Below are 12523 nucleotides of genomic sequence, written 5' to 3'. Positions count from 1 at the left end.
CCGCCGTGATCCGCCCACCTTACCGAGGAACCAGCACCACCTTGCCGAACGGTGTTCCGCGTTCCAGCAGCTCCAGGGCGTGCTCGGCGTCGGTGAGCGCAAGGCGCTGGTAGAGCACGGGGGTGAGCCGGCCCTCGGTCCACAGCGCCGTGATCTCCTGCCAGGAGCGCAGCAGTTCCTGTGGTGTCATCGAGTTCAGGCTGAGGGCCAGCAGCGTCGGCGACTTGTGGAAATCGCTCAGCAGCGTGGGGAGAAGGTCTTCGCCCGGAGCGCCACCGGCGCCGCCGCACATCACATAGCGTCCGTTGTCGCGCAGTGATTTCAGATACCGGCCCATGTCCGGACCCGCGACCGTGTCCACGACCACGTCGTAGCTCTGGTCGGGGACGGCGGAGGCGGTCCGGTCCACGATCCGCGCGGCGCCCAGTTCCAGCAGACGCTCGCCACGGGCCGCCGAGGAAGTGACCGCGGTGACCTCGGCCCCGCGAGCGGATGCGATCTGTGTTGCCAGCGAACCGATTCCGCCGCCCGCACCGCGGACGAGAACGTGTTCGCCTGCCGCCGTCCCGGCTCGGTGCAGCGCGATCTCGGCGACGAGCGCGTTCACGCCCAGCGCGACCGTCTCGGCTGCGTCGGCCTCCTGCGGCACCGGCAGGACCCGGTCCGCGTCGACGACGACTCGCTCGGCGTAACCGCCGAGGCCGGGCATGGCCAGTACCCGCCGGCCGACCAGATCGCCGGGCGCGCCCGGCCCGGCCGCCTGTACTCGGCCGACGACTTCCACCCCTGGCACGGAGCCCGGGCCGGGGATGCCCCGGTACTCGCCTCGGCTGAGCATGACGTCGACATAGCCCGCGCCGATCACGTCGGCCTCGACGAGTACCTGGCCGGGCCCGGGGGCCGGCTGTGGCACGTCGGTCAGGCCAAGCGCCCCGGACGGCTGCACGACCGCTGCTCGCATAGTGGCCACCTCTCATTACGTTCCGATCCGAATCGGAACGATACGACAAGAGCGGGCACCCGTTCAAGGCGTTCATCCCGTCGAGGCTTCGCGCCATGGCGCGCAACCTCCGCATGTCCCGCGCCCTCTTCCATACCGGCCATGACCGTACGCGCGCCGCCGTGCCCCGGTCCGGGCCGCGCACCGGCTGCCCGACCCCGGCTCCGAACCCGACCCCGACCCCGACCCCGACTCCACGAGGACACACCGCTGTGAGGCCTGACGAACACTTCGACCGCATCGCCGACGAGCTCATCGATCGTCCGCGCGCAGCCCGTCGCGTTCGTCGCGAAACGCACGGCTCGGTCCCCGGGGAATCATCGGCGTCGTATGGACCGGTGGTGGTTCGCCATCTCGCGCCGCAGACCGTATGACGTACATCCGCACCCGGGACGTCCGGGCGCACACCGGAACCGCAGGAACCGTCCGAGCCGCCGTCTGTACTCGCGCAGACGGCCTCGGTGCACACGACCGACTTGGGGCAGACGTGCCGGAACTTGTACTGCATGCCAATGGACGCACCTGGACCCTGGACGCGTCCCGGAGCTACACCATCGGGCGCGATCTGGAGGCCGACATCCCGTGCATCGACCGCCGGGTCTCCCGGCGGCACCTGATGATCCGTTGCGACGGCGGGACGTGGGTCATCGAAGATCTCGGCAGCGCGAACGGCACATTCGCCGAAGGGCGCCGTGTCCAGCGGATGGAGATCGGCCACGGTTCGATCGTCCGGCTGGGAAACGTCTCCACCGGCATGCGGCTGGACTTCACCGCGGTGTTCACCGGAGCCCCGGCGGCGGTGGGTGACGAGCAGGTGCGTGCTGACGCCCGGATACGCGCGGGGCTGCCGCAGGGCGAGGCCCGTCCCCAGGCCGGGGGTGCCACGGACCGGGGCACGCCGACGGCGGCCGCCGTCACACCCCCGGTGGTGCCTGGCCCCCGGGCGGGCGAGGTGCCGGGAGCCCCCACGGGGGCGGCGGCCCATGGCGACGACCTGTTCCGGCCCCTCCCCCACCACGGCGCATCCGACCCCACCCGGGCGGCGGCTCCCCGGACCCCCGGAGAGGCGGGTGACGCCCGGGGCACCCACCGGCCCGAAGGACCCACGGCCGGTCCCCGTGGAGCCGCCGCGGCCCTTTTCATCGACCGGGATCCGTCGGGCGTGCACCGGCTCTCCCTGGGACAACGGCTGCGCATCGGTCGCGCGCCGGAAAACGAACTCGTGGTGGAGGGCCCGTATGTCTCCCGCCACCACGCGGAGTTCCGGCCCCTGCCCGGTGGCCGCTTCGAAATCGTCGACCTCGGCAGCCACAACGGCACCTATGTCAACGGGCAGCCCGTGCACCGCCGGGTCATCGGCCCGTACGACATCGTCGGCGTCGGCCACTCCACCTTCCGTCTCGCCGGAGACCGGCTGGAGGAGTTCGTCGACACCGGCGAGGTCTCCTTCACCGCCCGCAACCTGACAGTGGCCGTCGGGCGCGGCAAGACCATCCTGGACGACGTCTCCTTCGGTGTCCCCGAGAAGTCGCTGGTCGCGGTGATCGGACCGTCGGGCTCCGGGAAGTCCACCCTTCTGCGCGCACTCACCGGCTACCGGCCCGCCGACCGTGGTCAGGTGCTCTACGACCACCGCGATCTCTACGCCCAGTTCGCCGAGTTGCGCCGCCGTATCGGCCTCGTTCCGCAGGACGACATCCTGCACAAGGAGCTGACCGTCGACACCGCTCTGAAGTACGCCGCCAAGCTCCGCTTCCCCGGTGACACCAAGGCGGCCGAGCGCAAGGCCCGTATCGACGAGGTACTCCAGGAGCTCAGGCTCGACGTCCACCGGGCCAAGAAGGTCGCCTCGCTCTCCGGCGGTCAGCGCAAACGGGTGTCCGTTGCCCTGGAACTGCTCACCAAGCCCTCCCTGCTCTTCCTCGACGAGCCCACCTCCGGTCTGGACCCGGGCCTGGACCGTGACGTCATGAAGTTGCTGCGGGAGCTCGCCGACGACGGCCGCACCGTGCTGGTCGTGACGCACTCGGTCGCCGAACTGTCCATGTGTGACCGGGTGTTGGTCATGGCGCCCAATGGCTCCGTGGCGTACTTCGGTCCCCCGGGCGAGGCCCTGGAGTACTTCGACCACGACAGCTGGGCCGATGTCTTCTCCGCCTTCGAGAACCATCGTGACGACGACTGGGGCGGGCGCTGGCGGGCTTCCCGGCAGTACGAACGGTGCCTCGCGGAGATCGACTCGGCCGTACCGCCGCAGCAGCCGGGCACCCCCGCGACGCAGCCGCGCGCACGAGCTCTGCAGCCCAAACCACAGGGCTGGCTCGGCCAGTTGTGGACGCTGATGCGCCGCTATGTGTCGGTCATCGCCTCCGACAAGGGCTTCATGGCGCTGATGCTGCTGCTCCCGGCCGTGCTGGGCGGAGTGAGCTGTCTGATTCCGGCGAAATACGGACTCGCCCCGCCGCCGCCCGACAGCGGTTTCCGCTACAACCAGGAGTCCGGAACCATTCTGCTGGTGCTGGTCGTCGGCATGTGCTTCTCCGGCGCGGCCAACTCCGTACGTGAATTGATCAAGGAACGGGTGATCTACGAACGGGAGAGAGCCACGGGTCTGTCGCGATCCGCGTATCTGATGTCGAAGGTGATCGTCCTCGGTCTGATCACCGCGATGCAGGGTGTCGTCATCTGCGCGATCGGCTTCTCCGTCCGTCAACTGCCCGGCCAGGGGCTGCTCATGCCCACGGCCGTCGAGGTCTGCGTGGTCATCAGTGCGCTGGGCTTCACCACCATGCTGTTCGGTCTGGTCATCTCCGCGCTGGTGAGGACCCCGGAGAAGACCATGCCGCTGCTCGTGATGTTCGCCGTCGTCCAGGTCGTCTTCACCGGGGTCCTCTTCAAGCTGTTCAACGCTCCGGGCATCGAACAGATCGGCTGGCTGATGCCCGCCCGCTGGGCGGTCGCCGGCGCCGGGACCACACTCGACCTCTCGCACACCATGCCGCCCTGGAATCTCGACAAGCCGGACGACCTCGACCCGCTGTGGGCCCACACCGTCACCCAGTGGGGCATCGACCTCGGTGTGCTCCTGGCGATCGGGCTGCTCTGCGGCTTCGTCGTGGCCCGCCTGCTGCGTCGGCACGAGCCCGAGGTCATGCGGGACTAGCCTGCGCGTTTCAGCAGACAGAGCAGACAGAACAGAGAGAGCAGACAGAACAGTCAGGCCCACGATCAGAGATCGTGGGCCTGACTCAGATATCGCGGAGCCGCGGGTCAGCCGCCCTGACCGATACCCCCGATCGGGCCGACCTTCACCGGGGAGCCGCTGCCGTCCGTGACGGGCAGCGAGCCGCCGCCCGGCCAGTCGAGGGTGACCGACTTCGTCTCGTTCGGCGGGGTCACCACCAGCCCCGTGACGCGGACGCCGGAGCCGCCCGAGTCGTTGATCGGGTAGTTGACGCCGAAGTACGTCGACTCCCCGTCCTTGAGGACGTGCGGGTCGGCCGGCTCGCCACTGCGCTTCGCGGACAGCGCCCCCTCGCTGGTCTTCAGGTCGACACCCGCGAACCCGGAGATCGTGCAGTCCCGGCCGCCACCGTTCTTCAGCGTCACCGCGACGGTGCCCTCACCGTCGCCGTCGATGCTGCGGTCCGCCGCCGTGATCTCCAGCTCGTCGGTACGGCACTTGCCGGCCTCGCCGCCCGAGCCCGAACCGCCGCCCGAGGAGGACGCGGTGGACCCGGACGACGGGTCGCTCTTCCCCGCGCTGTCATCGTCGTTCTGGCAGGCCGCGAGCGAGAGACTCGCGGCAACGGCCAGGGCGGCGAGTGTGACCTTATGAACGCGCATCGTTCTACCTCGGTATCAGTTGGGGTGCCGGCCGCTCGGTACGAGTCGGTACGAGCGGCCGTTTCTGATCACCAAGATCGGCCCGGTCGGCGAACCGTTCAGCCCAACCGCCCCCTAATACGATCCTGTTACACCACGGGTTCGATCCAGAGGTTCCTGAAGCGGACCTTGTTGCCGTGGTCCTGGAGCCGGATCGCGCCCGTCGCGGCCGATTCGGCGTCGCCGCCGCCGGTCGGGCCGTCCACCGCCACGTTGTCGTGGACCTTCCTGCCGTTCCACACCACGGTGATCCTGGCGTCATCGGTCTTCCGGCCCGCGGTGTCGAAACGGGCCGCACGGAAGACGATGTCGTACGTCTGCCAGCTTTCCGGTGGCATGGCCGCGTTCAGGTCGGCGGCCTTCTTGTGGTAGATGGACCCGGCCTCGTCCGGGGCGAGTTTCTCCACTCCGAAGGAGTCCAGGATCTGGATCTCGTACCGCTCCTGGAGGTAGATGCCGCTGTTCCCGCGGTCCTGCCCGGTGACATCGTCCGGGAGCTTCGGCACCCGGAATTCGGCGTGCAGCCTGAAGTCGCCGAAGGCCTGTTTGGTGCGGATGTCGCCGCAGCACACCTCGATGGAGTCCTCGGCGGAGCGCGGCCATTCGACACCGCGGCCGTCGGTGTGCTGCCAGGCGGTGGAGACGCTGCCGCCGGAGAACAGATCGATCCGGCTGCCGGGTCCGCGCACCTCGATCATGTCGAGGTTGACGTGGCCGGTGTCCTCCGGCCGATAGGTGTAGGCGATGGTGTTGCGGCCCTTGTGCAGGGAGAGCCGCTCGGTCTTGGTGGACCAGCGGTTCCAGGCGCCGGTGAAGGGGAGGCTGGTCTGCCGCGCCTGAGCGCCGTTGACGCTGATGCCCATGGTCTTGGTGCCGGTGAAGGGGTGGGGGCCGTTGGCGTAGCGCAGTCCCACGTCGTAGCCGCCCTTCGCGGGTGCGTCGACCTCGAAGGTGGCCGTGGCGCCCGGGGTGGAGAACCCGTCGGCGAAGCCGCCACCGGTGTAGCCGGCGTGCTCGGTGTCGATGTCGGCTCCGCCGGTCAGGCGCGCCGATTCCGCGTCGTACGAGGTGATGGGCCGCTCGGGGCCGGGGCGTGCGTTCAGCGTGTACCAGGCCTCGGTGGACCAGAGTTGCTCACCGTTGTCCGAGGCGAAGGGGCGCGGTGAGCGTATGTGCACCACCCGGTCGGTCTTGAGGCCGGGGATGGTGAGCCGGACCGTACGGCGGTCGGCGGACAGCCGGGCGTCCGCGACGGGGAGGGCCTCCTCGTCGACCTTGGGGCCGCCGTACGCCGGGGTGGGGACGTAGCGCCACTGCTCGACGGAGTAGGCGCCGTTCGTCAGCCTGGCGGCGGTCTCCGTCGACAGGGGCTTGGTGTAGGTGAGTTCGAAGCCGTCGCGGGTGGCGCGCATGGTCTTGATGTCGAAGGCGGTCTTGCCGTTCGGTGTGAGTTTCTGCAGGCCGAAGCGGAGTTTGCCTTCCTGGCCCCAGTTTCCGTCGGCGCCGAGACCGCCGGCGTAGATCGCACCGTCCGGTCCGGTGCTGATCCGGGTGATGCCGGCCTCCAGGCCCTGGGTGTGCCGGAACACCGCGCCCTGGTATTCGCCGTCCACCTTCTCCAGGTCGGCGCGCTGGATCCCGCCGTAGGTGACGTCGCCGAAGAGCATCTGCCCGGCGAAGGGTCCCTGCTTCAACAACATCGGCGTACTGGGCGAGTTGGCTATCTCGTTCTGCGGCAGCCAGAGCGCGGGCTTGGTGACCTGGCGGTCGTCGAACGGGCCATCCGGGTTGGTGTAGTGGTTGAAGAAGCGGTCCTGCTTGACGTGGAGCAGCTTGGAAGCGGGCAGCCAGCCGCCCTGATTGTCGGTGACGAAGAGATCGCCCTGAGGGCCCCGCCCGATCCCGTTCGGGGTACGGAGGCCACCGGCCAGGTAACTCACCTTTCCGGTCTTCTTGTTCACCTTGATGGTGGTGCCGCGGTTCGCGGCGGGCTGTGGATCGGTTGTCGCACCGCCGTAGTTGATGGCCACGGAGAGGTTCAGATAGAAGTTCCCGTTCTCGTAGAGCAGCCCGAAGGCGAACTCATGGAAGTTCGCTCCGTACGGCCAGTCGGCGACCTTGCGGATCTCGCCCGCGGTGTTGTCGCCCTCGAGGTCGGACAACTCGGTGAGCTGGTGCTTCTCCGAGACGTAGAGCTTTCCGTCGACGTACTTGATCCCCATCGGCTCCCTCAAGCCCTCGGCGATCTTCTTGTACGTGACCTTCTCCGGGCCGGTGTCACCCGTGACATGGTCGAGGACGTACACCTCCCCCTCCGTCTTGGTGCTGCCGCCCCACGTCGTCACGGCGAGCTTGCCGCCCGGCAGCCAGTCCATCGCGGAAACCTGCGGCTCGAACCCCTCGGGGCGCAGGTCGGTGAGGGTGTAGCCGGGGTTGACCGAGGTCAGCGGGAGGCCGTCGCCCGGGGTGTCATAGCTGCCCTCGCACTCCTTGCGGCCCGGGGCGGTGACACGGACGACACCGGCGTCGGTGCTCAGCACGGAGTTCGGGACGAGGGAGAAGTCGTCGGCGCCCGGCGGCTTCCACTGGAGGGTGACCTGCTGCTCGCCGCCGCGGTCGAAGTGGTCGACGCGCAGGGCGTGGTAACCGGGTGCGAGGGCGATCTCGCCGTCCTTGGGCTCGGCACCGTGCAGTCCGTCATGGTCGACGACCTTCTTGTCGCCGATGAGCAGTCGGGAGCCGTCGTCGCTGATCAGGCGGAATGTGTACGTACCGTCGGTGGGGACGTCGATGTTGCCGGTGATCTGCGACACGAAGTTGTCGGTGAAACCGAAACCCTCGGTGGAGGACCAGTCGACGTTGGGGATCAGCTTGTCGACGTTGGGGGTCTGGGCCGGTTTGAGGTCGCAGAGCTTGCTCAGCGGGGACTGGATGTCGAAGACGCGGAGGGTGACGCCAGGTTCCTGGGGCGGCAGATCCGCAAAGGGCTTTTCGTCCGCTTCGGCGGCCGGTGTCGCGAGGGCGCCGGCGAGAAGGGCCGCGAGGAGCAGGCCGGTTCTTCGTGGTCTACGGCGGTGGCCGCGAAGGCTCGGGTACTTGCGTAGCGTCACTCTTCCTCCTGCTGGGCGCTAGGCGGCGCGGCCGACGGCGGACCGCGGTCACAGAGTGGTGCTCATCCACGTACGGGTGGTGCGGCGGCATTCCGCCCTGAGGCACGCAGACGTCCGTACGAAAGCGACGCCCAGCGTACGAACATCCCCCTGAACCGTCCATACTTTGTCCTCAACAAGTCGAAAGTCCCCGTGCCTCGCCGCCCGCGGTAGCGGCCGGGTCAGCCGGCCGTCTTCACCTTGGTCGCCTTGGCGACCTCGCACGTCTTCGGCATCGCGGCGGAGTCGCCCTTCCACGCGGCGGACGCGAGCGCGCTCTTCATGGCCCCGGCTTGGACGGGCTGATGGGTGAGGGTGGTGTAGACCGCCTGATCGGGGTGTGCGGAGTTCAGAAAACGGACCTTGACGGTGTAGGCGTAGTCCGCCGCACCGTTCGCGTTGTCGAGCTGGACGACCGCGAACAGCTTGGACGCATCGCGCAGCTGGCACGACTTGATACTGACCTCGACCTTGGACGTGACGGCCTGGGCGGTGTCCGATCCGCCGGTCGACCGGCCCGCCGCGGCGGACGGCGACGACGTGCTCTTCGAACCCGGCGAACCGCTGCTGCTCGTGCCCTTCTTCGTTTCCTTCCCGGCGGCGGACTTCCCCGCGGCGGACGACGCGTCGTCCGACCCGCCGCCGGAGCAGGCCGAGAGAGCGAGGAGAGCGGATGCGGCGAGCGCGCCGAAAGCCGCCACGCGAGGTTGCTGGTGCATGGTGAGAAGTCCCCCGTCAGGACACGGATTCGCCGGACGGACCGGCCGAGTCCGCTTCACGCTAGCACCCGCCGCACGTGCCAAGCGGTTGAGCGATCACTGGATGATGCCACGGTGTCAGTGAGATGTCGGGGCCGTCGGTCCGATGCCGGTGGATTGTCGGCGGAGGGCTGAAGCCTTGCCGGAGAGCCTGCCGGGCGCCCATCCGGCAGGCGTGCGACAGGCAAGGAATCAGCATGACCACTCACGTCACGATCATCGGCGCCGGACTCGGCGGACTCACGCTCGCCCGCGTCCTGCACGTCCACGGCATCCCGGCCACCATCTACGAGGCGGAGGCCTCGCCGACGGCGCGTTCGCAGGGCGGGATGCTCGACATCCACGACTACAACGGCCAACTGGCGGTGCGCGCCGCCGACCTGATGGAGGAGTTCCACGGCATCGTCCTGGAGGGCCGCCAGGCGGTACGAGGCCTCGACCGGTTGGGAAACGTCGTCATCGACGAACCCGACGACGGTACGGGCGGACGCCCCGAGGTGCAGCGCGGCGAGTTGCGGCAGATGCTGCTCGACTCGCTCCCGGCGGGCACCGTCCGGTGGGGGCACAAGGTCAGCGGGGTGCGTGCCCTCGGCGAGGGCCGCCATGAGGTGGCCTTCGCCGACGGCGGCACCGTCGTCACGAGCCTGCTGGTCGGCGCGGACGGCGCGTGGTCCCGGGTCCGGCCGGTGCTCTCCCCCGCCGTCCCCGGGTACGCGGGTGCGTCGTTCGTAGAGACCTATCTGTTCGACGCCGACACGCGGCACCCCGCTGCCGCGAAGGCGGTCGGTGGCGGGTCGATGTTCGCGGGCGATCAGGGCAAGCGGCAGATCGGGGCTCAACGGGAGAAGGGCGGGACCCTTCACGTCTACGCGATGCTGTCCGAGCCGCTGGAGTGGTTCGACGGTATCGACTTCGCCGATCCCGCGGCGGCCGCCGCGCGGATCGCGCGGGCGTTCGACGGCTGGGCGCCGGAGCTCACCGCCCTGATCACCGAAAGCGACACCGCACCGGTCCTGCGCCCGCTCTACTCGCTGCCGGTCGGGCACCGGTGGGACCGGGTGCCGGGGGCGACCCTGGTCGGCGACGCCGCCCACCTCATACCGCCGAACGGCGAGGGCGCCAACCTGGCCATGCTGGACGGCGCCGAACTCGGTGAGGCCCTCGCCGCGCACCCCGGCGACATCGAGACCGCGCTCTCCGCATACGAACAAGCGATGTTCCCCCGCGGTGCCGAGCAACTCCCGACGGCCGAAGACCCTGACCATCCCACGCTGGAGGACGTGATCAACTTCTTTGCCCGGGACGAGCGGGCCTCCTGAGCCCCGGCCGGCGCACGGGGTCAGGGAGCCTCGTGCGCCGGCAGCATGCCGTCGAGTTCCCCCGCGGGCAGAACCTTGGCCGAGTTGTGTTCGCGGACGATCCGCCAGCCGTCCGGCGTTCGGTGCCAGACCAGCGAGGTCGTGGTGCGAATATCCGTGGTGACGTCGGGTCTGGTGATCCGCGCCACGAATGTCAGGGTGGACGCGGCCAGATCGTGACCGGCGATGACGTGCGGGCCGTCGTCGACGGCATGGTGCGCGGAGACCATGTCGTGAAAGACGGGCTCCCAGATCGAGCCGTACCCGGTGGCCGTCGTCGCCACACGCTGCTCAGGGTCGAAGTCGTCGTAGAGTCGGACGTCCGGGGAGCCGAAGTCGTAGAACTCGCCGAAGGTGTGCCGGAAGTCGAACGGTGCGTCTCCCTCGTCGCGCTCCCAGCCGAACACCCACCGGCTGTGCAGGTCCGCGATCAACTGTTCATCGTTCATGACTCGACGCTGAGGACGCGGGCAGGGTTCAGGAAGGGTCCATCACACCCACCCATCCGTGGGACGGCCGCGACATCACCCGCGCGGCGACGCGGCGACTACGGACGGCGGCTCACACGAGTGCGGCCACCCGCTCGGAGGGCTTGTTGCGCCGCCACCCCACAGCGAGGTAGGCGAGCATCCCGATGGGCGGGATGGCGCAGACGGTCCAGCTGATGGCCAGGGGCGGGCCCGGCTGGTCGAGCACGGTGACGTTCCGCAGGGTGCCGCGGCCGTGGCCGGCCCGGCCGTCGATGTCGAAGGTGAAGCTCCATGTGCCGGACTCCGGCAGGGCCTGGACATCCAGGCCCCAGACATCCCGTTTGCGAGGGTGCCTGCTCAGCGGGGTCTCCCGGTCGTCGGCGTCGAGGCCGGGCCCGTCGATGGTGAGCCTGCCCGACTTTCCCGCGATGCCGTCGGCCGGTGCGAACGTGAAGTCGAGTGACTGCATGGCCCGCAAGGGCCACTCGGAGAACCCGACGGTGACCGTGTAGGGCCCCGCCTGTACCCGCTCGGTATGGACGACGCCGACCGGGGCGTACGCCGTGGCCGGTGCGGTCGGCACCGCCACCAGCGCGAGTGCGGCGACCGTGGCCAGTACCAGTCGGCGTGCGTGGTCCCGCACCCGCCCGGATGCGAAGGCCCAGGCGAGGAGCAGTGGTGAACGTGAGGAGCGCATGGTCATCGGCCCTTCGTGACTGATGCGGTGGAGTGCTCGCGCAGCAGGACGGCGAGTCGAGCCGCGAGGTAGCCCGCGAGGACGCCCGTCACCAGACCGACGGCCGTCATCCTCAGCAGTTCGGCCGAGTCCGGGCCGGAGCCGCCGAGCAGGGCGCTCTGGACGGGGAGGGAGAGGCCGAGCACGGCTCCGCCTCCGGCGCCCATGATCTGCGGCGCGATGCGGCCCGACCAGCCCCGCTGCCTGGTCAGCCACAGCAGTGCGGTGATGGCCGCTGCCGCGAAGAGCATGAACACCGGGATCTCGGAGGGCAGTTCGGGCGGATCGTCGCCGAGGTTGTCGCGCAGCGGCAGACCGGTCGCGTCGGCGTAGACACGGGCCGCCCAGGGGGAGAACCACCACAGGACGAGCTGCAGGGCGCCGAGGACCGCGGCGATCGTCAGTGCGGTGATCCGCCGGCCGATGGTGAGCGTCCCCAGGATCAGCAGGAGGGTGGAGAAGAGGACGTTCCCGACGAGATCGGGGTCCACCGGCAGGGGGAGCGCGCCGAATGCCTTCGTCGTGATGGGGCTGAAGACGATGAGCACGGGGACACTGACGATCACGCCTGCTCGGCCCCACCGGGTGTGGCGCGCCGCGGCGAAGACGATGACGCTCCCCACCATGGTGAAGGAGATCGAGAGGAACAACCCGATATGCGGCGGTGAGTCCAGCACGGCATCGAAGCCGTACAGCGAGTGCCACCACAGGTCCAGAAGCCCGAAGAGAAGGAACAGGGCGGCTCCCGTCCCGGTGATCAGATAGCCCAGTAGGGCGCGGAAGACCCCGCCGAGGACGCGTACGGGTTTGCCGCCGGGGAACTGATCCACGGGCCGGCCGGCGCGCTGGGCGGCGGTCGCGATCAGGACCATGGCCAGGCTGGCGATGCCGGCGACGGCGCTGCCGGAGTACAGCATGAGGTGGGAGAGCGTGAAGAAGGTGTCCGGGCCGACGTCGACGTGCCACTGAATGTCCCAGCTGATGCCGAACAGGGACAGCGTCGTCCCGGCCAGGACGGTGTTGGCGGCGATGGGGCCGGTCCGGCTGTCGCGGGAGACTTTGACAGCGAGGGACGGCCGGGACGCCCCACTGGTACTGGTGACGGGTAGTGCTGTGCTCACGGGACTGCCTTTCTCATGACCGTGCGGGAGCGGATACAGGCGTCGT

General features: G+C 69.3%; 9 protein-coding genes. 2 read left to right on the top strand and 7 right to left on the bottom strand.

The window, feature by feature from the left end; translation table 11 throughout:
* Positions 1-19: 19 nt before the first annotated feature.
* On the bottom strand, positions 20-961 hold the full coding sequence (locus tag LIV37_RS41615) for a quinone oxidoreductase family protein (protein ID WP_121823880.1): 942 nt from the start codon (positions 959-961) through the stop codon (positions 20-22).
* Positions 962-1487: 526 nt separating this feature from the next.
* Between LIV37_RS41615 and LIV37_RS41610 the strand changes: the two genes are divergently transcribed.
* Positions 1488-4163: an ABC transporter ATP-binding protein/permease gene (locus LIV37_RS41610; RefSeq protein ID WP_020873070.1), complete on the top strand. Its 2676-nt coding sequence runs from the start codon at positions 1488-1490 to the stop codon at positions 4161-4163.
* A 107-nt stretch (positions 4164-4270) separates the two neighbouring features.
* Here the strand turns inward: LIV37_RS41610 and LIV37_RS41605 are convergent, their stop codons facing one another.
* The 3 genes from LIV37_RS41605 to LIV37_RS41595 form a co-directional block, all read right to left on the bottom strand.
* Positions 4271-4846 (bottom strand): DUF4232 domain-containing protein, encoded by a 576-nt coding sequence (locus tag LIV37_RS41605; RefSeq protein ID WP_020873069.1) that lies wholly within the window; start codon positions 4844-4846, stop codon positions 4271-4273.
* A gap of 128 nt (positions 4847-4974) precedes the next feature.
* On the bottom strand, positions 4975-7995 hold the full coding sequence (locus tag LIV37_RS41600; protein WP_020873068.1) for a 3-keto-alpha-glucoside-1,2-lyase-like domain-containing protein: 3021 nt from the start codon (positions 7993-7995) through the stop codon (positions 4975-4977).
* A gap of 221 nt (positions 7996-8216) precedes the next feature.
* Positions 8217-8753: a hypothetical protein gene (locus tag LIV37_RS41595; protein ID WP_121823881.1), complete on the bottom strand. Its 537-nt coding sequence runs from the start codon at positions 8751-8753 to the stop codon at positions 8217-8219.
* Between the two features lie 236 nt (positions 8754-8989).
* On the opposite strand from LIV37_RS41595, the gene LIV37_RS41590 reads away from it, so the two are divergent.
* Positions 8990-10111: an FAD-dependent oxidoreductase gene (locus tag LIV37_RS41590; RefSeq protein WP_020873066.1), complete on the top strand. Its 1122-nt coding sequence runs from the start codon at positions 8990-8992 to the stop codon at positions 10109-10111.
* A 20-nt stretch (positions 10112-10131) separates the two neighbouring features.
* On the opposite strand, the gene LIV37_RS41585 is transcribed toward LIV37_RS41590, so the two are convergent.
* The 3 genes from LIV37_RS41585 to LIV37_RS41575 form a co-directional block, all read right to left on the bottom strand.
* Positions 10132-10599 (bottom strand): nuclear transport factor 2 family protein, encoded by a 468-nt coding sequence (locus tag LIV37_RS41585; protein WP_020873065.1) that lies wholly within the window; start codon positions 10597-10599, stop codon positions 10132-10134.
* 112 nt (positions 10600-10711) lie between these two features.
* Positions 10712-11323, bottom strand: coding sequence for a hypothetical protein (locus LIV37_RS41580; RefSeq protein ID WP_020873064.1), 612 nt, complete (start codon positions 11321-11323; stop codon positions 10712-10714).
* The gene (locus LIV37_RS41575; RefSeq protein ID WP_020873063.1) at positions 11320-12477 is read right to left on the bottom strand and encodes a hypothetical protein; all 1158 of its coding nucleotides are present in this window, start codon (positions 12475-12477) and stop codon (positions 11320-11322) included. The genes LIV37_RS41580 and LIV37_RS41575 overlap by 4 nt, the downstream gene beginning before the upstream one ends.
* Between the last annotated feature and the right edge of the window lie 46 nt (positions 12478-12523).

It is taken from the genome of Streptomyces rapamycinicus NRRL 5491 (assembly GCF_024298965.1).
Lineage (GTDB): Bacteria > Actinomycetota > Actinomycetes > Streptomycetales > Streptomycetaceae > Streptomyces > Streptomyces rapamycinicus.
This window is presented reverse-complemented; position numbering and strand designations above follow the sequence as displayed.

Excerpts from the sequence above, each read along its gene's own strand:
- LIV37_RS41615 (WP_121823880.1), bottom strand. The coding sequence starts at position 961 with ATGCGAGCAGCGGTCGTGCAGCCGTCCGGGGCGCTTGGCCTGACCGAC.
- LIV37_RS41605 (WP_020873069.1), bottom strand. The coding sequence starts at position 4,846 with ATGCGCGTTCATAAGGTCACACTCGCCGCCCTGGCCGTTGCCGCGAGT.
- LIV37_RS41590 (WP_020873066.1), top strand. The coding sequence starts at position 8,990 with ATGACCACTCACGTCACGATCATCGGCGCCGGACTCGGCGGACTCACG.
- LIV37_RS41585 (WP_020873065.1), bottom strand. The coding sequence starts at position 10,599 with ATGAACGATGAACAGTTGATCGCGGACCTGCACAGCCGGTGGGTGTTC.
- LIV37_RS41580 (WP_020873064.1), bottom strand. The coding sequence starts at position 11,323 with ATGACCATGCGCTCCTCACGTTCACCACTGCTCCTCGCCTGGGCCTTC.
- LIV37_RS41595 (WP_121823881.1), bottom strand. The coding sequence starts at position 8,753 with ATGCACCAGCAACCTCGCGTGGCGGCTTTCGGCGCGCTCGCCGCATCC.